The organism is Mesorhizobium sp. M1227, assembly GCF_040318315.1.
Taxonomy (GTDB): Bacteria; Pseudomonadota; Alphaproteobacteria; order Rhizobiales; family Rhizobiaceae; genus Mesorhizobium.
Window position 1 is genome coordinate 1 of sequence record NZ_JAMYLZ010000026.1, and the last position, 20,734, is coordinate 20,734.

Below are 20,734 nucleotides of genomic sequence, written 5' to 3' on the forward strand. Positions count from 1 at the left end.
GAGCTGATCGTGCCGATCGCCATGGAAGAGAAGCTGCGCTTCGCCATCCGTGAAGGCGGCCGCACCGTCGGTGCCGGCATCGTCGTCACCATCACAGAGTAATTTGGACTTAAACCGATCTGTCGCGGGCGCGGCCCGCGCCGCGCCAGAACAAGGAAGTGACGCATGAACGGACAGAATATCCGCATCCGCCTGAAGGCGTTTGATCACCGGGTGCTCGACGCCTCGACACGGGAAATCGTGTCGACCGCCAAGCGCACCGGCGCCAACGTCCGCGGCCCCATTCCGCTGCCGACGCGGATCGAAAAGTTCACGGTCAACCGGTCGCCTCACGTCGACAAGAAGAGCCGCGAGCAGTTCGAAATGCGCACGCACAAGCGTCTGCTCGACATTGTCGACCCGACCCCGCAGACGGTCGATGCTTTGATGAAGCTCGACCTGGCCGCCGGTGTCGACGTCGAGATCAAGCTGTAAGGAACCAGAGGTCAGCGGGGCGACCCGGAACTCTGAAGGAACAAGAGGCGTGGAGGGGCGACAGCCCCGACAGGGAACTCTAAAGGAATTGAACCGATGCGTTCAGGTGTGATTGCAAAGAAGGTGGGAATGACCCGCATCTACAACGATGCCGGGGAACATGTTCCCGTCACTGTTCTCCAGATGGAGAACTGCCAGGTCGTGGCGCAGCGCACGCAGGAGAAGAACGGCTATACCGCCGTCCAGCTCGGCGTTGGCCTTGCCAAGGTGAAGAACACGTCGAAGGCGATGCGCGGCCATTTCGCGACCGCTTCCGTCGAGCCCAAGGCCAAGGTTGCCGAGTTTCGCGTCTCTGCCGACAACATGATCGATGTTGGCGCCGAGATCACCGTCGAGCACTTCGTCGTCGGCCAGAAGGTCGATGTGACGGGCACCACGATCGGCAAGGGCTTCCAGGGCGTCATCAAGCGGCACCACATGGGTGGCGGCCGCGCAACGCACGGCAACTCGGTGTCGCACCGTACACACGGCTCGACCGGCCAGCGCCAGGATCCGGGCAAGGTGTTCAAGGGCAAGCATATGGCCGGCCACATGGGCGACACCCGCGTCACCACGCAGAATGTCGAGGTCGTCTCGACCGACGCCGATCGCGGCCTGATCCTGATCCGCGGTGCGGTCCCGGGTTCGAAGGGTGCATGGATCCTGGTCCGCGACGCGGCCAAGGTGGCGCTTCCGGCCAATGCGCCGAAGCCCGCCGCGATCCGCGCCCTTGCGACTGACGGTGCCGCCACGAACGAGGCCCCGGCCACAGAGGGAGCGGAATAATGGACCTCAAGATTACAACGCTTGGCGGCAAGGACGCCGGCAAGGTGAAGCTCTCCGAAGAGATTTTCGGCCTCGATCCGCGTGAGGACATCCTGCAGCGCGTCGTGCGCTGGCAGCTTGCCAAGAAGCAGCAGGGCACGCACAAGGCCAAGGGTCGCGCGGAAATCGCCCGCACCGGCGCCAAGATGTACAAGCAGAAGGGTACGGGCCGCGCCCGTCACCATTCGGCTCGCGCTCCGCAGTTCCGCGGCGGCGGCAAGGCCCACGGCCCGGTCGTGCGCAGCCACGAGCACGATCTGCCTAAGAAGGTGCGTGCGCTCGGCCTGAAGCATGCCCTCTCGGCCAAGGCCAAGAGCGCGTCGATCATCATCATCGACGAGCTGAAGCTGACCGAGGCCAAGACCAAGGCGCTGATCGCGAATTTCGCGACGCTGGGCCTGAGCAACGCCCTGGTGATCGGCGGCGCCGAGCTTGACAAGAACTTCAAGCTGGCGGCGACCAACATCCCGAACATCGACGTGCTGCCCATCCAGGGCATCAACGTCTACGACATTCTGCGCCGCGGCACGCTGGTCCTTTCCAAGGCCGCCGTCGAGGCTCTCGAGGAGCGCTTCAAATGACCGACCTTCGTCATTACGACGTGATCGTCTCGCCGGCGATCACTGAAAAGTCGACCATGGCTTCCGAGCAGAACCAGGTCGTCTTCAATGTCGCCAAGAAGGCGTCGAAGCCGGAAATCAAGGCCGCCGTCGAAGCGCTGTTCGGCGTCAAGGTGATGGCCGTGAACACGCTTGTCCGCAAGGGCAAGATCAAGCGCTTCCGCGGCACGATCGGCCGCCAGAGCGACGTCAAGAAGGCGGTTGTGACGCTGGCCGAAGGCCAGTCGATCGACGTCGCGACGGGTCTCTGAGCAAGGTCGCGAGGACAGAACAATGGCACTGAAAAAATTCAACCCGGTAACGCCGAGCACCCGTCAGCTGGTCATCGTCGATCGCTCGGGCCTCTACAAGGGCAAGCCCGTCAAGGGCCTAACCGAAGGCCTGACCAAGTCGGGCGGCCGCAACAATTACGGCCGCATCACAGCCCGCTTCATCGGCGGCGGTCACAAGCGCACCTACCGCATCATCGACTTCAAGCGCCGCAAGTTCGACGTCGTCGGCACGGTCGAGCGTATCGAGTACGATCCGAACCGCACCGCCTTCATCGCGCTGATCAAGTATGACGATGGCGAGCTGTCCTACATCATCGCCCCGCAGCGTCTGGCTCCCGGCGACAAGATCGTGGCCGGTGAATCGGTCGACGTGAAGCCGGGCAACGCGATGCCGCTGGCCTCGATGCCGGTCGGCACGATCGTCCACAATATCGAGCTGAAGCCCGGCAAGGGCGCTCAGGTCGCCCGTTCGGCCGGCGGTTATGGCCAGCTCGTCGGCCGCGACCAGGGCATGGCGATCCTGCGCCTCAATTCGGGCGAGCAGCGTGTCGTCCACGGCTCCTGCATGGCCACTGTCGGCGCCGTGTCCAACCCGGACCACGGCAACATCAATGACGGCAAGGCAGGCCGCACCGTGTGGCGCGGCAAACGTCCGCACAATCGCGGCGTGACCATGAACCCGGTCGACCATCCACATGGCGGCGGCGAAGGCCGCACCTCGGGTGGCCGCCATCCGGTTTCGCCCTGGGGCAAGCCGACCAAGGGCAAGAAGACGCGGTCCAACAAGGCGACCGACAAGTTCATCCTGCGCTCGCGCCATCAGCGCAAGAGCTAAGAAGAGGTAACGCCAAGTGACTCGTTCGATTTGGAAAGGCCCCTTCATCGACGGCTACCTTCTGAAGAAGGTGGACAAGGTTCGTGAAGGTGGTCGCAATGAGGTGATCAAGATGTGGAGCCGCCGCTCCACCATCCTGCCGCAGTTCGTCGGCTTCACCTTCGGTGTCTACAACGGCCAGAAGCACGTTCCCGTCTCGGTGAACGAGGACATGGTCGGTCACAAGTTCGGTGAATTCGCTCCGACCCGGACCTATTACGGTCACGGCGCGGATAAGAAGGCGAAGAGGAAATAATCATGGGCAAGGCCAAAGCTCCGCGCAGGCTTGCTGACAACGAAGCGCGCGCCGTGTTGCGCACGATCCGTATCAGCCCGCAGAAGCTGAACCTGGTTGCCGCGCTGATCCGCGGCAAGAAGGTCGCGACAGCGCTTTCCGACCTCGAATTCTCGGCCAAGCGGATTTCCGGCACGGTCAAGAAGACGCTGGAATCGGCGATCGCCAACGCGGAAAACAACCACGACCTCGACGTCGATGCGCTGATCGTGGCGGAAGCCTATGTCGGCAAGTCGATCGTCATGAAGCGGTTCCATGCCCGTGGCCGTGGGCGCGCCAGCCGTATCGAGAAGCCGTTCTCGCACCTCACGATCGTCGTTCGTGAAGTCGAAGAAAAAGGGGAGGCCGCATAATGGGCCAGAAAGTCAATCCGATCGGTCTGCGTCTCGGCATCAACCGCACCTGGGATTCGCGCTGGTTCGCGAACACCGGCGAGTACGGCAAGCTGCTGCACGAGGACATCAAGATCCGCAAATATCTTGAGAAGGAACTCAAGCAGGCTGCGATCTCGAAAGTCGTGATCGAGCGTCCGCACAAGAAGTGCCGCGTCACCATCCATGCGGCGCGTCCGGGCCTGATCATCGGCAAGAAGGGCGCTGACATCGAGAAGCTTCGCAAGAAGCTCATGGAGATGACCAAGTCCGAGACGCATCTGAACATCGTCGAAGTGCGCAAGCCGGAGATCGACGCGACCTTGGTCGCCCAGTCGATCGCCCAGCAGCTCGAGCGCCGCATCGCGTTCCGCCGCGCCATGAAGCGTGCCGTGCAGTCGGCGATGCGCCTCGGTGCCGAAGGCATCCGCATCAACTGCGCCGGCCGTCTCGGCGGCGCCGAGATCGCGCGCATGGAATGGTATCGCGAAGGCCGCGTGCCGCTGCATACGCTGCGTGCCGACGTCGACTACGGCACGGCCGAGGCGAATACGGCCTACGGCATCTGCGGCGTCAAGGTCTGGGTGTTCAAGGGCGAAATCCTCGAGCACGACCCGATGGCTTCGGAGCGCCGCGCCACCGAGGGCGATCATGCGCATGGCGGTGGTGGTGAGCGCGAACGCGGTCGCCGTCGCGAAAACGCGTAAGACATTTAGGAATTTGGAGTTAGAACGATGCTGCAGCCAAAGCGCACAAAGTTCCGCAAGCAGTTCAAGGGCCGCATCCACGGTACCGCCAAGGGCGGCACCAACCTGGATTTCGGTGGTTTCGGGCTGAAGGCGCTTGAGCCGAACCGCGTCACCGCGCGTGAGATCGAGGCGGCCCGCCGCGCGATCACCCGCGAGATGAAGCGTGCCGGCCGCGTGTGGATCCGTATCTTCCCGGACGTGCCGGTGACGTCGAAGCCGACCGAAGTCCGTATGGGTAAGGGCAAGGGCGCGGTCGACTACTGGGCGGCACGCGTCAAGCCGGGCCGCATCATGTTCGAGATCGACGGCGTCAACGAGGAAACCGCCCGTGAGGCGCTGCGTCTCGGCGCGGCCAAGCTCTCGGTCAGGACGCGCTTCGTACAGCGCATCGCAGAATAAGGACGGGCTGATCATGAAAGCCGAAGACATCCGGACCAAGACCCAGGACCAGCTGACCGACGACCTGGCCAGCCTGAAGAAGGAGCAGTTCAACCTGCGCTTTCAGAAGGCCACCGGCCAGCTTGAGAAGACCGCGCGCGTGAGGCAGGTCCGCAAGGACATTGCGCGTATCAAGACCATCGCTGCGGAAAAGTCCGCGGCCAAGAAGGCTTAAGGACGAAAACCATGCCAAAGCGCATTCTGCAGGGCACCGTCGTCAGCGACAAGAACGAGAAGACGGTTGTCGTCAAGGTCGAACGGCGCTTCACGCATCCCGTGATGAAGAAGACCGTGCGCATGACCAAGAAGTACAAGGCGCACGACGAGAACAACGCCCACAAGGTCGGCGATCAGGTGTTCATCCAGGAATCGAAGCCGATTTCCAAGGACAAGCGCTGGGTCGTGGTGTCTTCGGACCAGGCCTGATCAGGGCCAACGAAACGAATTTTGGACAGACCGGGGAGGGGTGAGAAACCCGTCCCGTTAGAAAAGAAGAAGGCGGCCAGTCATGATTCAGATGCAAACAAACCTCGACGTCGCGGATAATTCCGGCGCCCGTCGTGTCATGTGCATCAAGGTGCTGGGCGGCTCGAAGCGGAAATACGCTTCCGTGGGCGACATCATCGTGGTGTCGATCAAGGAAGCCATCCCGCGCGGCCGCGTCAAGAAGGGCGATGTGATGAAGGCGGTCGTGGTTCGCACGGCCAAGGACATCCGCCGCCCGGACGGCAGCGTGATCCGTTTCGACAAGAACGCAGCCGTTCTCGTCGACAACAAGAAAGAGCCGATCGGCACGCGTATCTTCGGACCGGTTCCGCGCGAACTCCGCGCCAAGAACCACATGAAGATCATCTCGCTCGCGCCTGAAGTGCTGTAAGGAGCCGGACCAATGCAGAAGATTAGAAAAGGCGACAAGGTCGTCGTGCTGGCCGGCAAGGACAAGGGCCGTTCGGGCGAAGTCCTCTCGGTACAGCCGAAGGACGACACCGCGCTGGTGCGCGGCGTCAACCTGATCCGTCGTCACCAGAAGCAGTCCCAGTCCCAAGAGGGCGGGATCATCACCAAGGAAGCGCCGATCCAGCTGTCGAACATCGCGCTGGCCGACCCCAAGGATGGCAAGCCGACCCGGGTCGGCTTCATCTTCCAGAAGGACGGCAAGAAGGTGCGCGTCGCCAAGCGCTCGGGAGAAGTCATCAATGGCTAAGGCTCAAACCAAGCAGGCAACTGCCCAGAACACGCCGCGCCTCAAGCAGGTCTACAACGAGACCATCCGCAAGGCGCTGCAGGAGCAGTTCGGCTACGAGAACGAGATGCAGGTTCCGCGCATCGACAAGATCGTGCTGAACATGGGCGTCGGCGAGGCGACCGGCGATTCGAAGAAGCCTTCGATCGCGGCGGAAGACCTTGCGATGATCGCCGGCCAGAAGGCCGTCGTCACCCGCGCCCGCAACTCGATCGCCGGCTTCAAGGTCCGCGAGAAGATGCCGATCGGCGCCAAGGTCACGCTGCGCAAGGAACGCATGTACGAGTTCCTCGACCGCCTCGTGAACATCGCACTGCCGCGCGTCCGCGACTTCCGCGGACTTAATCCGAAGAGCTTCGATGGCCGTGGCAACTATGCCATGGGCATCAAGGAACACATCGTGTTTCCGGAGATCAACTACGACAAGGTTGATCAGATCTGGGGCATGGACGTCATCGTTTGTACGACTGCGAAGACGGACGACGAAGCCAGGGCATTGCTCAAGGCCTTCAACTTCCCCTTCCGCCAGTAACGGCAGCGAGAAAAGGAAAAATCTGAAATGGCAAAGACCAGCTCAGTCGAGAAGAACAACAGGCGCCGCAAGCTTGCGGACCAGTTCGCTGCCAAGCGCGAGGTGCTCAAGGCGATCATCATGGATCAGTCCAAGCCGATGGAAGAGCGCTTCCGCGCCCAGCTGAAGCTTTCGGCGCTGCCGCGCAACTCGGCCAAGACCCGCATCCGCAACCGCTGCGAAGTCACCGGACGTCCGCGTGCCTATTATCGCAAGCTCAAAGTATCGCGTATCGCGCTTCGTGATCTCGGCAATAACGGCCAGATCCCGGGCCTGGTCAAGTCGAGCTGGTAAGGAGGACATAACATGTCATTGAGCGATCCTCTCGGCGATATGCTGACCCGCATCCGCAACGCGTATGGCCGCAAGAAGTCGAGCGTTTCGACGCCGGCCTCGCGCCTGCGTACCCGCGTCCTCGACGTGCTGAAGGCGGAAGGCTATATCCGCGACTACAGCCAGACCGACTTCGACAACGGCAAGTCCGAAATCGAGATCGAGCTGAAGTATTTCGATGGTGCGCCGGTGGTGCGCGAAATCGCTCGGGTCTCGAAGCCCGGCCGCCGCGTCTACGTTTCGGCCAAGTCGATACCGCACGTCGCCAACGGCCTCGGCATCGCCATCCTTTCGACGCCGAAGGGCGTGATGGCCGACCACGAAGCGCGTGAACAGAATGTCGGCGGGGAAATCCTCTGCCAGATCTTCTGATCTGGTATGTGACCCGGTTGGAAACAGGTTTTCGGGATCTAGTCCCGAAAGCCGAGACCTGAAACAAGAGAAGTGACGAGGACAACAAAATGTCTCGTATTGGAAAGAAACCCGTTTCGCTGCCGCAGGGCGTGACCGCGACCGTCAACGGCCAGACCGTGACGGCGAAGGGTCCGAAGGGCGAGCTGAAGTTCGTGGTGAACGACGAAGTGCTGGTCAAGATGGAAGGCAGCGAGATCGCTGTCCAGCCGCGCGACCAGACCAAGACTGCCCGTTCCAAGTGGGGCATGTCGCGCACGCAGATCGTCAACATCCTGCAGGGCGTCAAGGACGGCTTCGAAAAGAAGCTCGAGATCACCGGCGTCGGCTATCGTGCCGCCATGCAGGGCAAGAACCTGCAGCTGGCGCTCGGCTTCAGCCATGACGTCGTCTACGAGACGCCGCAGGGCGTGACGATTTCGGTGCCGAAGCCGACGGAAATCACGGTGACCGGCATCGATAAGCAGCAGGTCGGCCAGGTTGCCGCCGAGATCCGCGAGTATCGCAGCCCCGAGCCCTACAAGGGCAAGGGTGTCCGCTATGCCGGCGAGAAGATCGTCCGCAAGGAAGGCAAGAAGAAGTAATTTTAACGCCGCGGGGAGCGGTCGCGGGAGGCTCGTCCTACCGCATATGGTTGCCCCCGTTTTTTGAAGGCAAGGAACTGATATCATGGGCTCGAAAGAATCCACCCAACGCCGCGCCCAGCGCGTCCGCCGCCAGATCAAGAAGGTTGCCGGCGATCGTCCGCGCTTGTCGGTCCATCGCACGTCGAAGAACATCTATGTCCAGGTGATCGACGACGCCAAGGGCCACACGATCGCGGCTGCTTCGACGCTCGAGAAGGAGCTCAAGGGTTCGCTCAAGACCGGCGCCGACACGGCGGCGGCCGCTGCCATCGGCAAGCTGATCGCCGAGCGTGCCTCGAAGGCCGGCGTCAAGGAAGTCGTCTTCGACCGCGGCGCCTACATCTACCACGGCCGTGTCAAGGCGCTTGCCGAGGCTGCCCGTGAAGGTGGTCTGAGCTTCTAAAAACGAAATTCGCCCCCGGCGACCCACAGAGGCGCCGGATATCATCATCAACCGTGCTTCCGGAAAAAAACAAGGAACAGGATATGGCACAGGAACGTAGGGATGGCGGCCGCGGCCGTGATCGCGAAGAGCGCGACGACGGCATGGTCGACAAGCTCGTCCACATCAACCGTGTCGCCAAAGTCGTCAAGGGCGGCCGGCGCTTCGGCTTTGCGGCACTTGTTGTCGTCGGCGACCAGAAGGGCCGCGTCGGCTTCGGCCACGGCAAGGCGCGCGAAGTGCCGGAGGCGATCCGCAAGGCGACCGAATCGGCCAAGCGCGACATGATCTTCGTGCCGCTGCGCTCAGGCCGCACGCTGCACCACGACGTCGAGGGACGCTGGGGTGCGGGACGCGTTCTGCTGCGCGCCGCCAAGCAAGGTACCGGCATCATCGCCGGCGGCCCGATGCGCGCCGTTTTCGAGACGCTCGGCATGCATGACGTGGTCGCCAAGTCGATGGGTTCTTCGAACCCCTACAACATGGTTCGTGCCACTTTCGACGCGCTGAAGAGCCAGATGCATCCGAAGGATGTCGCTGCAGCGCGCGGCATCAAGTATTCGACCCTTCAGGCCCGCCGCGGCACCGCCGTTGCGGCTGAAGAATAGTCGACGCTGACCAGGGATTTGACCATGGCCAAGAAAGCAACCAAGACCATCACCGTCGAGCAGATCGGTTCGCCGATCCGCCGGCCGAAGGAGCAGCGCGCAACGCTGGTCGGCCTCGGCCTCAACAAGATGCACAAGCAGCGCACGCTGGAGGATACGCCCTCGGTGCGCGGCATGATCGCTGCCGTCCAGCATCTCGTCCGCGTCGTGGACGAGGGCTGAACCAGAGCGCAGGAGAACCCAGATGAAACTCAATGATCTGCGTGACAAGGACGGCGCGACGCACTCCAAGAAGCGTCTCGGCCGTGGCATCGGCTCCGGTTCGGGCAAGACCGCCGGTCGCGGCGTCAAGGGCCAGAAGGCGCGCTCCGGCGTCGCCGTCAACGGCTTCGAGGGTGGCCAGATGCCGCTCTACCGCCGCCTGCCGAAGCGCGGCTTCAACAATATCTTCGCCAAGAGCTTCACCGTCGTGTCGCTGGCCCGCATCCAGGCGGCGCTCGATGCCAAGAAGCTCGACGCCAAGACAGTTGTAACGGCCGAGGCGCTGGTTGCGGCTGGCGTCATCCGTCGCGTCAAGGACGGCGTGCGCATCCTTTCAGACGGCGACATCAAGGCCAAGCTTGCCTTCGACGTGGCCGGAGCCTCCAAGGCCGCGATCGAGAAGATCGAAAAGGCCGGCGGCTCGGTGAAGCTGCCTGAGAAGGCAGCCGCCGAGTAACGGCAATTTGAAGCACGGCCGGCAAAGGTGGAATTCGGTTTTGCCTGCGGTCGTGCTTTGATCCGATAGATGTGACGGCCGCATCAACGCGGCCGCTTGCATGTTTGCAGTCCGGAGCTTATCTCGTGAGTTTCGGTGACACGCGCCGCCTGAGCTGCGGGCATCGAGCGTGACCAAGCGGAGAATCAGGCATGGCTTCGGCTGCTGAACAACTAGCCTCGAATCTGAATTTTTCGGCCTTCGCCAAGGCCGAGGATCTGAAGAAGCGCATCTGGTTCACCATCGGCGCGCTGCTCGTCTACCGTCTTGGCACCTATATCCCGCTGCCCGGCATCAATCCGGACGCCTTTGCCCACGCCTTCTCGTCGCAGAGCAAGGGCGTGCTTGGCATGTTCAATATGTTTGCAGGCGGTGCCGTGCAGCGCATGGCGATCTTTGCCCTCGGCATCATGCCCTATATCTCCGCCTCCATCATCATGCAGCTGATGACCTCGGTCATTCCGTCGCTGGAAGCGCTGAAGAAGGAAGGCGAGCAGGGCCGCAAGATTATCAACCAGTATACGCGCTACGGGACCGTGCTTCTGGCGCTGGTCCAGGCCTACGGCATTTCGGTCGGGCTCGAGGGCGGAAACGGCATCGTCAACGATCCCGGCATCTTTTTCCGCATCTCGACCGTCGTCACGCTGGTCGGCGGCACCATGTTCCTGATGTGGCTCGGCGAGCAGATCACCGCCCGCGGCATCGGCAACGGCATTTCGCTGATCATCTTCTCCGGCATTGTCGCCGGCCTGCCGCGCGCCATCTCGGGTACCTTGGAGCTAGGCCGCACCGGAGCGCTGTCGACCGGCCTGATCCTGGCGATCATCGTGCTCGCCATTATCGTTATCGGCCTGATCGTCTTTTTCGAGCGCGCCCAGCGCCGCCTGCTGATTCAGTACCCCAAGCGCCAGGTCGGCAATCGCATGTTCCAGGGCGATACCTCGCATCTGCCGCTGAAGCTCAACACATCCGGCGTCATTCCGCCGATCTTCGCTTCGTCGCTATTGCTGCTGCCGGCGACCGTCGCCGGTTTCTCGCAGACAACGAACATGCCCGCTTGGGCCAGCACCATCCTGGCGTCGCTCGGTCATGGCCAGCCGCTCTACATGGCCTTCTACGCGGCGATGATCGTGTTCTTCGCCTTCTTCTACACGGCGATCGTCTTCAACCCGAAGGACACCGCGGACCAATTGAAGAAGCATTCGGGCTTCATCCCGGGCTATCGCCCGGGCGAGCGTACCGCGGATTATATTGACTATGTGCTCACCCGCATCACAGTCGTCGGCGCCATCTATCTGGTGCTGGTGTGTCTGCTGCCCGAGTTCCTGATTTCAGCGACTGGCGTACCGTTCTACCTTGGTGGCACTTCGCTCCTGATCGTGGTCAGTGTAACGCTCGATACGGTGGCGCAGATTCAGGGTCACCTGATCGCGCACCAGTATGAGGGCCTGATCAAGAAGTCGAAGCTGCGCGGGGGGAAAAAGGCCAGATGAGGTTGATATTGCTTGGACCGCCGGGGGCGGGCAAGGGGACACAAGCACTGAGACTGGTAGAACGACACGGCATCCCACAGCTTTCCACGGGGGACATGCTGCGTGCTGCTGTCCAGGCCGGCACCGAAGTCGGCAAGCGCGCCAAAGCGGTGATGGACGCTGGCGAACTGGTGTCCGACGCTATCGTCAACGCCATTGTGGCCGAGCGCATCGATCAAGCTGATTGCGCAAACGGCTTCATCCTTGACGGGTATCCCCGAACTCTGGTGCAAGCGGACGCCGTTGAGGAAATGCTGTCGGATCGCGGACTGGAGCTAGATGCGGTCATCGAATTTGTCGTCGATGACAAGGCGCTGGTTGGCCGAATCGTCAAGCGCGCCGAAGAAGCCAAGGCCGCAGGCCTGCCGGTGCGCAAGGACGACAGTCCAGCGGTGTTCGAAGAACGCTTGAGGGAATATTACAAGAAAACCTCGCCGCTGATCGGCTACTACTACGCCAAGGGTAAACTCAGGGGCGTCGATGGCATGGCCGACATCGATGCGGTGACGCAGCAGATCGAGGCGGTGCTCAGGGCGACGACCCGGCGGGTTGGCCAGGCGGCCGGCTAGAGAATCGAACGATTGCGCTTGACTGGAGCGGTCCGCTGGGGTATGGCGGCCCGTCTTCCTATCAGGCATGAGGCTTGCTTGTCCGCAAGGGCAAGGCAGGCCGCTTTGAACTGGAAACTCCCGCAAGGGCCGGCCTCCACCGGACGCGGGGCAACTTGAAGCGCCGGCTCGCCCGGCCTATATGGAGAAGAGAAGAACATGGCTCGTATAGCCGGCGTCAACATTCCGACCAACAAGCGCGTTGTCATTGCGCTTCAATACATTCACGGCATTGGCAAGAAGTTCGCCCAGGAGATCGTCGACAAGGTCGGCATCCCGGCCGAGCGCCGCGTCAACCAACTGACCGACGCGGAAGTGCTGCAGATCCGCGAGACCATCGACCGCGACTACCAGGTCGAGGGCGACCTGCGCCGCGAAGTGTCGATGAACATCAAGCGGCTCATGGACCTCGGCTGCTACCGCGGCCTGCGTCACCGTCGCTCGCTGCCGGTTCGTGGCCAGCGCACGCACACCAATGCGCGCACCCGTAAGGGCCCGGCCAAGTCGATTGCCGGAAAGAAGAAGTAATTTAGGGCAGTAAGGGGGTAGGGCAGTAAGGCAATAGGGGCGGCAGACATACTGCCCTACTGCCATATTCCCCTACTGCCTTCTCCCTGGTGGAGCCGCTGGCATTACGGCGGTGTAGAGATCAACTGAAAGGACTATCATGGCCAAGGAAGCCGCTCGTGTTCGCCGTCGCGAACGCAAGAATATCTCGTCGGGCGTTGCCCACGTCAATTCGACCTTCAACAACACGATGATCACCATCACCGACGCACAGGGCAATTCGATTGCCTGGTCGTCGGCCGGAGCACAAGGCTTCAAGGGATCGCGCAAGTCGACCCCTTTCGCTGCCCAGATGGCTGCCGAAGATGTTGCCAAGAAGGCTCAGGAACACGGCATGCGCATGCTCGAGGTCGAGGTCTGTGGACCCGGCTCCGGTCGTGAATCGGCGTTGCGCGCACTGCAGGCAGCAGGGTTCACCATCACCTCGATCCGTGATGTGACGCCGATCCCGCACAACGGCTGCCGTCCGCGCAAGAAGCGCCGCGTCTAAAGAATTTACCGAACGCCGCGCGAGCGCCTCAAGGGCGCTCCTCCACGGCATTCCAGGTCGCCCGCCACGATTGGATGGTGGCGGGACAACGGAAGGAAAGCACTATGATCCAGAAAAATTGGCAAGAACTGATCAAGCCGAACAAGATCGAGTTCTCGTCGAAGAAGAAGACGCTGACCACGCTGGTCGCCGAGCCGCTCGAGCGCGGCTTCGGCCTCACCCTAGGCAACGCGCTGCGCCGGGTGCTTCTGTCTTCGCTGCGTGGCGCGGCTGTAACCGCCGTGCAGATCGACGGCGTTCTGCATGAATTCTCGTCCATCGCCGGCGTCCGCGAGGACGTGACCGACATCGTTTTGAACATCAAGGAAATCGCCATCCGCATGGAAGGCGACGGCCCCAAGCGCATGGTCGTCCGCAAGCAGGGACCGGGCGCGGTTCTCGCCGGCGACATCCAGACGGTCGGCGACGTCGAGATCCTCAATCCCGACCACGTCATCTGCACGCTGGACGAAGGCGCTGAAATCCGCATGGAATTCACCGTCGATACCGGCAAGGGCTATGTGCCGGCCGACCGTAACCGCGCCGAGGACGCGCCGATCGGGCTGATCCCCGTCGACAGCCTGTATTCGCCGGTCAAGAAGGTCTCCTACAAGGTCGAGAACACCCGCGAGGGCCAGGTTCTCGACTATGACAAGCTGACCATGACCATCGAGACCGACGGTTCGATTTCGGGCGAGGACGCGGTGGCCTTCGCCGCTCGCATCCTGCAGGACCAGCTCGGCCTATTCGTCAATTTCGACGAGCCGCAGAAGGAAGTCGCCGCCGAACAGGTTACCGAGCTTGCCTTCAACCCGGCGCTGCTCAAGAAGGTCGACGAACTCGAGCTTTCGGTGCGTTCGGCCAACTGCCTGAAGAACGACAACATCGTCTATATTGGCGACCTGATCCAGAAGACCGAAGCCGAGATGCTGCGCACCCCGAACTTCGGCCGCAAATCGCTGAACGAGATCAAGGAAGTCCTGGCGGCGATGGGCCTTCATCTCGGCATGGAAGTACCGGACTGGCCGCCGGAAAACATCGAAGACCTCGCCAAGCGTTACGAAGATCAATATTAAGCATGATCCCGAACCGAAGGTCAGCGCAGCAAAAAGTTGCAGACTTTCGGACAAGATCATGCGGCTAACCAACTGAGGCTCAGGCCTCTTGAAACCGCAATGAAGGAGAAGAGCCATGCGCCACGGATTTAAAGGCCGCCGGTTCGCCCGCAGCATAAGCCATCGCAAGTCGATGTTTGCCAACCTTGCCGTGTCGCTTATCGAGCACGAGCAGATCCTCACCACGCTGCCGAAGGCGAAGGATTTGCGTCCGATCGTCGAAAAGCTGGTGACGCTCGGCAAGCGCGGCGACCTGCACGCCCGCCGCCAGGTTATTGCCCAGATCGGCAATGAAGGCGTCGTCAAGCGCCTGTTCGATACCATCGCGCCGCGCTACGCCACCCGCAACGGCGGCTATCTGCGCATCATGAAGGCCGGCTTCCGCCACGGTGACAATGCCGCAATGGCCGTCATCGAATTCGTCGACCGCGACACCTCTGCCAAGGGCGCCGGCGATCGCGCCCGCATCGAGGCCGAAGGCACCGAAGAGGAAGCCGCAGCCGCATAAGGCTTGGTTTTTCTGAGTGAGTTTAAGGGGCCTGCGGCCCCTTTTTCATTGGGGCGGCTACCTCTTGCCGAGCAAAGTTGAGGTAGTTTCTTCCGCTTATTGACTTCCAATCAATCGCCTTTGTTATTTGCTCGATTGCGGGATGCGAATAGGAATAAACACTGTCGATCTCCGTTCGGTGATCGATATCGCTTATCAATTGGGACACAGTCACGCCGTTCAGATATTTTTCGGCGTCCCGATCTTCGATGAAGTCGGTATCAACGCGGAAATAAATCTGGATCGGACCCGCGCAGATGTTCAGGTCGATGTCGTTCCTCGATGCGATGTAGAAGACCATAGCTTCTTCTGGTGTCCACAGGCCCGCGTTCAGGAATTCCGATGGCTTTGTTCTGCTGTCGAACCCATCCATTGAAAGAGCAAATTGGTCGGTTATGCGCTCGGTCTTGCCGCGGATGGCATGCACATGTTCGATCTGAAACCAATTCAGATCGTAAGGCGGCTCGTTATCAAAGGAAGCTTCGAGCTGACCATATATCCAATAGACGGGAATCGTCTCGGCATACTTGGTGATCCAATCATCCGGCGCGCCGAACGCTTCGGCAATTTCGATCATTTTCATGCCGGGGATAACAGGCCCCAAAGTGCCGGTCACCAAAAAATCACGGAATGAAACGAGCTGTTTTTTCATTTGCCGACACGGCTTTCCGGTTTCACCTCGACCTATAACCGCTTTGCCGCCCAAAATAATCGGATTTCAGCGGCTTAGCCTTTCATTTTGCACAATCGTCAGGACAATGGCGCCCGACTTGGAGGATTCGGAATGCGCGTTAAACGGCTGTCCCTTGTTCTGATCTGCGCCTTGATGGCGCTGGCCATCGTGCCGGCGGCCAGGCACGCGCTGGCGGAGGAGAACAAGCCAGACCCCGGTTTGTCCGACGTGCTGACGGATCTATTGCATGGCGTCGAAGGCGAAAACGCCACTTCCGGCCCCGACAAGCGCGTGCCGTTCGGCCGCGAGGAGGTGCAACTGTCCTTCGCGCCGCTGGTCAAGCAGACAGCGCCGGCCGTGGTCAATGTCTACGCCTCGCAAACCGCCAAGGTGACGTCGCCCTTCGACGGCGATCCGTTCTTCGAGGAGTTCTTCGGCCGCTCGCAGCCGCGCGCGCAGTCTTCGCTCGGTTCGGGGGTGCTGGTCGATCCCACCGGCGTCGTGGTCACCAATTTCCACGTCGTCAAGAACGCCGACCAGGTCAAGGTAGCGACCGCCGACGGGCGCGAATTCGACAGCAAGGTGCTGCTCAAGGATGAGACGCTCGACCTCGCCGTGCTCAAGATTTCTTCTGACAAGCCGTTCCCGGTGATCGCTATCGGCGATTCCGACGCGCTCGAGGTCGGCGATCTGGTGCTGGCGATCGGCAATCCGTTCGGTGTCGGCCAGACCACCACCAGCGGCATCATTTCGGCCGTGGCGCGCAGCCATATCGGCGTCTCCGATTCCAGCTTCTTCATCCAGACCGACGCCGCCATCAACCCCGGCAATTCCGGTGGCGCGCTGGTCAACATGGGAGGGCAGCTGATCGGCATCAACACGGCGATCTATAGCCGTAGCGGCGGCTCGATCGGCATCGGCTTTGCCATCCCTTCGAACATGGTTCGCGCCTTCGCCGACGCGGCCAAGGCCGGGCTCGACTTCTTCGAGCGGCCGTATGCCGGTGCCGAGTTCGAGGCGGTGACGCCGCAGATTGCCGAATCGCTCGGCATGGACAAACCGACCGGTGCGCTGGTTTCTTCGGTCGAAGAGGCGGGACCCGCCGCCAAGGCAGGGCTCAAGCCGGGCGACGTAGTGCTGTCACTCAACGGCAAGCCGGTCGAGAGCGTCGGGGCGCTGGACTACCGGATGGCGACGCTGTCGATTGGTACGAATGCCAGCTTCGGCGTTCTGAGCAAGGGTCAGCAGGCGACGATGGACATCGCGCTGGAACGGCCGCCTGAGGGCGCCAAAGCTGCGGAACTCACATTGCGCGGCCGCAGCCCGTTCTCCGGTGCCAAGGTTGCTGAACTGTCGCCACGGCTTGCCCAACGGCTCGGTCTGCGCACCGATGTCAAAGGCGTCACCGTGGTCGACATCAACCGCGATTCGCCTGCTGCCGATTTTGGCTTCCAGCCAGGCGACATCGTGCGTGAGGTCAATGGCCTGACGATCGACAAGGCGGCGACCCTGGAACAGGTAGCCCAGCAGGATACGCGCTGGTGGCGCTTTACCGTCGAGCGCGGCGGGCAGATACTGCGCCAGGTGTTGCGTTACTGAGCCCGACCGTCAGCATGATCGGACTCCAGGCAGAAGAAGTTGCATGGCCGATCTGTTCAGTGTCGACGAACCGGAAAAGACGCCGCCCGGCAGGCCGCTGGCGGACCGTCTGCGCCCGAAGAACCTTGGCGAGGTCGTCGGCCAGGAGCATCTGACCGGACCCGACGGCGCGCTGACGCGGCTGATCGGTTCCGGCTCGCTCGGCTCGATGATTTTCTGGGGCCCGCCCGGCACTGGCAAGACCACGGTCGCACGGCTGCTTGCCGGCGAGACAAGCCTCGCCTTCGAACAGATATCGGCGGTGTTTTCCGGCGTTGCCGACCTGAAGAAAGTGTTCGAGGCAGCGAAGCTGCGCCGCTCGAACGGCCGCCAGACGCTGCTGTTCGTCGACGAGATCCATCGATTCAACCGCGCCCAGCAGGACAGTTTTCTGCCCGTGATGGAAGACGGCACCGTCGTGCTGGTCGGCGCCACCACGGAGAATCCGTCCTTCGAGCTTAACGCCGCGCTTTTGTCGCGCGCGCGTGTGCTGGTCTTTCACTCACTCGGCGAGGACAGTATTGCCAAGCTGCTGGCGCGGGCCGAACAGGCAGAGGGCAGGCCGCTGCCGCTCGATGAAGACGCGCAGGCGATGCTCATCCGCATGAGCGACGGCGACGGCCGCGCGGCATTGACGCTCGCCGAAGAGGTCTGGCGCGCAGCGAAATCAAAGGAGGTGTTCGGCGCCGAAGCCCTGCAGCGCATCGTCCAGCGCCGCGCGCCGATCTACGACAAGGGACAGGACGGCCACTACAATTTGATCTCCGCCTTGCACAAATCGGTGCGCGGCTCCGACCCCGACGCGGCACTCTACTATCTGGCCCGCATGTTCGACGCCGGCGAAGATCCGCTTTATCTCGGGCGCCGGTTGGTGCGCATGGCGATGGAGGATATCGGGCTGGCCGACCCGCAGGCGCTCGTCGTCGCTAACGCCGCCAAGGACGCCTATGACTATCTGGGCTCGCCCGAGGGCGAACTGGCCTTCGCCGAGGCGACCGTCTATCTCGCCACCGCGCCGAAATCCAATGCAGTCTATACCGCGTTCAAGGCCGCCACACAGGCGGCGAAGGAATTCGGTTCGCTGCTGCCGCCCAAGCACATTCTCAATGCTCCGACCAAGCTGATGAAACAGGAAGATTACGGCGCCGGCTATCGCTACGACCACGACGAGCCCGACGCTTTTTCCGGCCAGGACTATTTTCCGGAGAAGATGGGAAGGCAGACATTCTACGACCCGCCCGAGCGCGGCTTCGAGCGCGATATCAGGAAGCGGCTGGATTATTGGGCGAAGCTGCGCAGCGAGCGGGAAAAGTAGCTGCCAGTCGCACACTGGTGTGATCGCCGTTGTCTGGCGGGATAAAAAACCCTATCAAGGTGCGCCTTCGGCCGGCGGACAGGCCAGAAACGTACCGACGATATTCAGAACGGAATCGCGCCTGGCGCGTGGAAAAATGACAAAAAGAACTCGCAAGACCCTCCGGAAGTTCGCCATAGCGATCCCGCTGCTGGCGCTCGGCTTCTATTTCATTCCCATCCTGACGACAATTTTCATTGTCCTCGGCCTGATCGACGTGTTGCGCAACGACAACAAGAACTGGGCCCTGTTCAGTGGTTATTTCCTCGGCAACGGCATCTTCACCTGGCTGCTTTCGCCCTTCAATCTGCTGGTCGATCTGCTGTGCTACAGAAACCGCGGTGTCTGGAAACTGGACCAGTTTCCTCCGGACTATCAGCGTGAGGTCAACGAGGTTCTGGACGTCTTCAAAGCGCGCAAGGACGAGATCATCGCCGATATCGACGCCAATTTCGGCAGCGGCCGGCGCGGCATGTATGTCTACCAGTGGTATGGCAAGCACAAAATCGACAACGTTGCCGAATTCAACAAGGATTTCAAATACATCAAGACCATCGCCGTGTCGGTGTTCAGGGGCAGGGAATCGACCTCCTGGCATTTCGGACCGCTGCGGCTCAGCCTGCGCATTCTCTACAATCTTCTCCCGGTGAAGGCCGAGGTTTTCGTCGAGTGCAACAACGCCAGGAACTACTGGCACGACAATCCGCTCTATATTTTCGACGACACGCTGCTGCACCGATCGGTCAACGAATATGATGGGCGCCGCTACTGCGTGTTCATGGACATCATCCGGCCATCGCCATTTCCCGGCATGATCGCCGCTCTTCTCGCCATCGTTTCGGTCAGCGTCGAGCGCATCAATGCCATGTTCTACAAGAACTGGAAGATGATCGGCTCCAGCAAGCCGAAGAAGGCCGGAGCCGCCTGACACCATGGTGTGACCGGCGCGAGGGAGCACGATGTATCATCTGTTGCTTGTCTGCCTTGGTGGCGCGATCGGTGCAATGGCCCGCTTCTTCCTGTCCGGCTTCGTCGCCCGCCGGGTCGGCGAGACCTTTCCCTGGGGCACTATGGCCGTCAATGTCTCGGGAGCGTTTGCAATCGGCGTCGTTGCGCATGCGGTGGCGCGCGACGGCATGCCCGCCATCTGGGCCTTTACCGTTACCGGCGGCCTCGGCTGCTATACCACGGTTTCTTCCTTCAGCCTGCAGACGCTGGCGCTGGCGCGCGAGGGCGAATGGCGGCGCGCCGGCGGAAATGTGCTGCTTTCGGTTTTTCTAAGCCTCGGCGGCGTGACGCTGGGCTTTGCCGCCGGAAGTCTTCTGATTGGCAGCGGGGCGCGGTGAGCGGCCCGCGGAAGCTCCGCCACGACGGGACGGACGCTGCCGCGGCAGGGCAGGCGGCGCGCCTCATTGGCCGTCGCAGAACCAACGAAACGGTTCGGCTCTATGCGACCGTGGCCGCAGGCAGCATGATCGGCGGTGTGTTGCGGGCGCTTGCCTCATCGACGAGCACTGCCCTGTGGGGCGCTGGATTTCCCTTCGGCACGCTCCTCGTCAATATTGTTGGCTCGTTCCTCATCGGCTTCTACGCGACATTGACGGGACCGGATGGTCGCGTCTTCGCCGGTCCGCTGCAACGTCAATTCTTCATGGCCGGCTTCTGCGGCGGCCTGACGACCTTCTCCGCTTTCAGCCTTGAAACACTCATCCTCGCGCAAGGCGGGAGGTTTGTGGCGGCGGGACTCAATATCGCGATCTCCGTGGTGGCCTGGCTTGCCGCCGTCTGGCTTGGCCACATCTTTGCAGTTCGGCTCAACCGGCTGAGAGGGTCCAGGCAATGAAGATACCAACACAGGCACAATTGCTGCGCATCTTTATCGGCGAAAACGACAGGGCAGATGGCCGTCCGCTGTATGAGGTTATTGTGCTGAGGGCCCGCGAAATGCAGATAGCCGGCGCGACCGTCCTGCGCGGCGCGATGGGGTTCGGCCATTCCAGCCGGCTTCACACCACGAAGATCCTCCGCCTATCGGAGGATCTGCCACTCGTCATCGAGATCGTCGATGACGAGGAAAATTGGCCGCTTTCCTGCCCGTGCTTGAAACAATCATGACAAGTGGTTTGATTACGCTGGAGAAAGTTCAGGTTCTGCAATATGGAACCGACAACGAATAAGCGAGTGAGATTGCGGGTACCGGCGAATGCCGTTGCATGCCTGCAA

The 20,734-nt window shown here is 61.6% G+C and carries 34 protein-coding genes and 1 pseudogene; 34 read left to right on the plus strand and 1 reads right to left on the minus strand.

All coding sequences use genetic code 11. The annotated features are described in order from the left end of the window. The 28 genes from NKH28_RS24270 to rplQ all read left to right on the plus strand — a co-directional run. The coding region (locus NKH28_RS24270) for an EF-Tu C-terminal domain-related protein (RefSeq protein WP_502896533.1) at positions 1 to 102 on the plus strand (102 nt) is incomplete at its 5' end. A gap of 63 nt (positions 103 to 165) precedes the next feature. Continuing rightward, positions 166 to 474 carry a 30S ribosomal protein S10 gene (gene rpsJ / locus NKH28_RS24275; protein ID WP_006205468.1) on the plus strand — a complete coding sequence of 103 codons (309 nt, stop codon included), beginning with the start codon at positions 166 to 168 and terminating at the stop codon, positions 472 to 474. A gap of 96 nt (positions 475 to 570) precedes the next feature. Further along, positions 571 to 1,299 (plus strand): 50S ribosomal protein L3, encoded by a 729-nt coding sequence (rplC, locus tag NKH28_RS24280; RefSeq protein WP_352451050.1) that lies wholly within the window; start codon positions 571 to 573, stop codon positions 1,297 to 1,299. Next, positions 1,299 to 1,919: a 50S ribosomal protein L4 gene (gene rplD, locus NKH28_RS24285; RefSeq protein ID WP_008875667.1), complete on the plus strand. Its 621-nt coding sequence runs from the start codon at positions 1,299 to 1,301 to the stop codon at positions 1,917 to 1,919. Before rplC ends, rplD begins: the two co-directional genes overlap by 1 nt. After that, entirely contained in the window at positions 1,916 to 2,209 is a 294-nt protein-coding gene (locus NKH28_RS24290; protein ID WP_023675139.1) for a 50S ribosomal protein L23, read from the plus strand. Before rplD ends, NKH28_RS24290 begins: the two co-directional genes overlap by 4 nt. A gap of 22 nt (positions 2,210 to 2,231) precedes the next feature. Further along, the gene (gene rplB, locus NKH28_RS24295) at positions 2,232 to 3,065 is read left to right on the plus strand and encodes a 50S ribosomal protein L2 (RefSeq protein WP_023675138.1); all 834 of its coding nucleotides are present in this window, start codon (positions 2,232 to 2,234) and stop codon (positions 3,063 to 3,065) included. Positions 3,066 to 3,081: 16 nt separating this feature from the next. After that, positions 3,082 to 3,360, plus strand: coding sequence for a 30S ribosomal protein S19 (rpsS, locus tag NKH28_RS24300; protein ID WP_006205463.1), 279 nt, complete (start codon positions 3,082 to 3,084; stop codon positions 3,358 to 3,360). A 2-nt stretch (positions 3,361 to 3,362) separates the two neighbouring features. Next, a complete protein-coding gene (gene rplV / locus NKH28_RS24305) occupies positions 3,363 to 3,752 on the plus strand; it encodes a 50S ribosomal protein L22 (protein ID WP_006205462.1) in 390 nt (129 codons plus the stop codon). Further along, entirely contained in the window at positions 3,752 to 4,477 is a 726-nt protein-coding gene (gene rpsC / locus NKH28_RS24310; RefSeq protein WP_023675137.1) for a 30S ribosomal protein S3, read from the plus strand. The genes rplV and rpsC overlap by 1 nt, the downstream gene beginning before the upstream one ends. 27 nt (positions 4,478 to 4,504) lie before the next feature. After that, positions 4,505 to 4,918: a 50S ribosomal protein L16 gene (gene rplP, locus NKH28_RS24315; protein WP_006205460.1), complete on the plus strand. Its 414-nt coding sequence runs from the start codon at positions 4,505 to 4,507 to the stop codon at positions 4,916 to 4,918. A 13-nt stretch (positions 4,919 to 4,931) separates the two neighbouring features. Next, a complete protein-coding gene (rpmC, locus tag NKH28_RS24320; protein WP_006205459.1) occupies positions 4,932 to 5,132 on the plus strand; it encodes a 50S ribosomal protein L29 in 201 nt (66 codons plus the stop codon). A gap of 11 nt (positions 5,133 to 5,143) precedes the next feature. After that, on the plus strand, positions 5,144 to 5,383 hold the full coding sequence (gene rpsQ, locus NKH28_RS24325; RefSeq protein ID WP_023675136.1) for a 30S ribosomal protein S17: 240 nt from the start codon (positions 5,144 to 5,146) through the stop codon (positions 5,381 to 5,383). An 82-nt stretch (positions 5,384 to 5,465) separates the two neighbouring features. Next, positions 5,466 to 5,834 (plus strand): 50S ribosomal protein L14, encoded by a 369-nt coding sequence (gene rplN / locus NKH28_RS24330; RefSeq protein ID WP_006205457.1) that lies wholly within the window; start codon positions 5,466 to 5,468, stop codon positions 5,832 to 5,834. Between the two features lie 12 nt (positions 5,835 to 5,846). Then, a complete protein-coding gene (gene rplX, locus NKH28_RS24335; protein ID WP_254817150.1) occupies positions 5,847 to 6,161 on the plus strand; it encodes a 50S ribosomal protein L24 in 315 nt (104 codons plus the stop codon). Continuing rightward, positions 6,154 to 6,732, plus strand: coding sequence for a 50S ribosomal protein L5 (gene rplE / locus NKH28_RS24340; RefSeq protein WP_008875670.1), 579 nt, complete (start codon positions 6,154 to 6,156; stop codon positions 6,730 to 6,732). Before rplX ends, rplE begins: the two co-directional genes overlap by 8 nt. 27 nt (positions 6,733 to 6,759) lie before the next feature. Continuing rightward, positions 6,760 to 7,065, plus strand: a complete 306-nt coding sequence (gene rpsN, locus NKH28_RS24345) for a 30S ribosomal protein S14 (protein ID WP_352451046.1) — start codon at positions 6,760 to 6,762, stop codon at positions 7,063 to 7,065. 12 nt (positions 7,066 to 7,077) lie between these two features. Continuing rightward, a complete protein-coding gene (gene rpsH, locus NKH28_RS24350; protein WP_006205453.1) occupies positions 7,078 to 7,476 on the plus strand; it encodes a 30S ribosomal protein S8 in 399 nt (132 codons plus the stop codon). Positions 7,477 to 7,565: 89 nt separating this feature from the next. After that, positions 7,566 to 8,099: a 50S ribosomal protein L6 gene (rplF, locus tag NKH28_RS24355; RefSeq protein ID WP_023675133.1), complete on the plus strand. Its 534-nt coding sequence runs from the start codon at positions 7,566 to 7,568 to the stop codon at positions 8,097 to 8,099. A gap of 85 nt (positions 8,100 to 8,184) precedes the next feature. Next, the gene (rplR, locus tag NKH28_RS24360) at positions 8,185 to 8,544 is read left to right on the plus strand and encodes a 50S ribosomal protein L18 (protein ID WP_023675132.1); all 360 of its coding nucleotides are present in this window, start codon (positions 8,185 to 8,187) and stop codon (positions 8,542 to 8,544) included. An 83-nt stretch (positions 8,545 to 8,627) separates the two neighbouring features. After that, complete coding sequence (gene rpsE / locus NKH28_RS24365) at positions 8,628 to 9,191, plus strand: 30S ribosomal protein S5 (protein ID WP_006333394.1); 564 nt, start codon at positions 8,628 to 8,630, stop codon at positions 9,189 to 9,191. Between the two features lie 24 nt (positions 9,192 to 9,215). Continuing rightward, positions 9,216 to 9,413 (plus strand): 50S ribosomal protein L30, encoded by a 198-nt coding sequence (gene rpmD, locus NKH28_RS24370; protein WP_006205449.1) that lies wholly within the window; start codon positions 9,216 to 9,218, stop codon positions 9,411 to 9,413. 22 nt (positions 9,414 to 9,435) lie between these two features. Then, positions 9,436 to 9,909, plus strand: a complete 474-nt coding sequence (gene rplO, locus NKH28_RS24375; protein ID WP_292660428.1) for a 50S ribosomal protein L15 — start codon at positions 9,436 to 9,438, stop codon at positions 9,907 to 9,909. Positions 9,910 to 10,100: 191 nt separating this feature from the next. After that, entirely contained in the window at positions 10,101 to 11,441 is a 1,341-nt protein-coding gene (gene secY / locus NKH28_RS24380; RefSeq protein ID WP_352471807.1) for a preprotein translocase subunit SecY, read from the plus strand. Next, a complete protein-coding gene (locus NKH28_RS24385; protein ID WP_352471809.1) occupies positions 11,438 to 12,049 on the plus strand; it encodes an adenylate kinase in 612 nt (203 codons plus the stop codon). Before secY ends, NKH28_RS24385 begins: the two co-directional genes overlap by 4 nt. Positions 12,050 to 12,247: 198 nt before the next feature. After that, positions 12,248 to 12,616 carry a 30S ribosomal protein S13 gene (gene rpsM, locus NKH28_RS24390; protein WP_006205445.1) on the plus strand — a complete coding sequence of 123 codons (369 nt, stop codon included), beginning with the start codon at positions 12,248 to 12,250 and terminating at the stop codon, positions 12,614 to 12,616. A gap of 139 nt (positions 12,617 to 12,755) precedes the next feature. Beyond that, entirely contained in the window at positions 12,756 to 13,145 is a 390-nt protein-coding gene (gene rpsK / locus NKH28_RS24395) for a 30S ribosomal protein S11 (protein WP_006205444.1), read from the plus strand. A gap of 104 nt (positions 13,146 to 13,249) precedes the next feature. Next, positions 13,250 to 14,260 carry a DNA-directed RNA polymerase subunit alpha gene (locus tag NKH28_RS24400; protein ID WP_023675128.1) on the plus strand — a complete coding sequence of 337 codons (1,011 nt, stop codon included), beginning with the start codon at positions 13,250 to 13,252 and terminating at the stop codon, positions 14,258 to 14,260. 115 nt (positions 14,261 to 14,375) lie between these two features. Next, complete coding sequence (gene rplQ / locus NKH28_RS24405; RefSeq protein ID WP_023675127.1) at positions 14,376 to 14,807, plus strand: 50S ribosomal protein L17; 432 nt, start codon at positions 14,376 to 14,378, stop codon at positions 14,805 to 14,807. A gap of 22 nt (positions 14,808 to 14,829) precedes the next feature. Here rplQ and NKH28_RS24410 read toward each other — a convergent pair whose 3' ends face one another. Next, positions 14,830 to 15,498 (minus strand): hypothetical protein, encoded by a 669-nt coding sequence (locus NKH28_RS24410; RefSeq protein WP_352980618.1) that lies wholly within the window; start codon positions 15,496 to 15,498, stop codon positions 14,830 to 14,832. A 132-nt stretch (positions 15,499 to 15,630) separates the two neighbouring features. Between NKH28_RS24410 and NKH28_RS24415 the strand changes: the two genes are divergently transcribed. The 6 genes and pseudogenes from NKH28_RS24415 (at position 15,631) to NKH28_RS24440 (ending at position 20,688) form a co-directional block, all read left to right on the plus strand. Further along, positions 15,631 to 17,118 carry a DegQ family serine endoprotease gene (locus NKH28_RS24415; protein WP_352541987.1) on the plus strand — a complete coding sequence of 496 codons (1,488 nt, stop codon included), beginning with the start codon at positions 15,631 to 15,633 and terminating at the stop codon, positions 17,116 to 17,118. Positions 17,119 to 17,161: 43 nt separating this feature from the next. Further along, positions 17,162 to 18,472, plus strand: a complete 1,311-nt coding sequence (locus NKH28_RS24420) for a replication-associated recombination protein A (protein WP_352815508.1) — start codon at positions 17,162 to 17,164, stop codon at positions 18,470 to 18,472. A gap of 136 nt (positions 18,473 to 18,608) precedes the next feature. Further along, entirely contained in the window at positions 18,609 to 19,439 is an 831-nt protein-coding gene (locus NKH28_RS24425; RefSeq protein WP_352451041.1) for an aspartyl/asparaginyl beta-hydroxylase domain-containing protein, read from the plus strand. Positions 19,440 to 19,470: 31 nt separating this feature from the next. Then, the gene (crcB, locus tag NKH28_RS24430) at positions 19,471 to 19,857 is read left to right on the plus strand and encodes a fluoride efflux transporter CrcB (RefSeq protein WP_352451040.1); all 387 of its coding nucleotides are present in this window, start codon (positions 19,471 to 19,473) and stop codon (positions 19,855 to 19,857) included. A 125-nt stretch (positions 19,858 to 19,982) separates the two neighbouring features. Continuing rightward, positions 19,983 to 20,354 carry a CrcB family protein gene (locus NKH28_RS24435; protein WP_352451039.1) on the plus strand — a complete coding sequence of 124 codons (372 nt, stop codon included), beginning with the start codon at positions 19,983 to 19,985 and terminating at the stop codon, positions 20,352 to 20,354. Continuing rightward, positions 20,351 to 20,688 (plus strand): annotated as a pseudogene (locus NKH28_RS24440) (DUF190 domain-containing protein). Before NKH28_RS24435 ends, NKH28_RS24440 begins: the two are co-directional and overlap by 4 nt. The last annotated feature ends 46 nt before the right edge of the window (positions 20,689 to 20,734 follow it).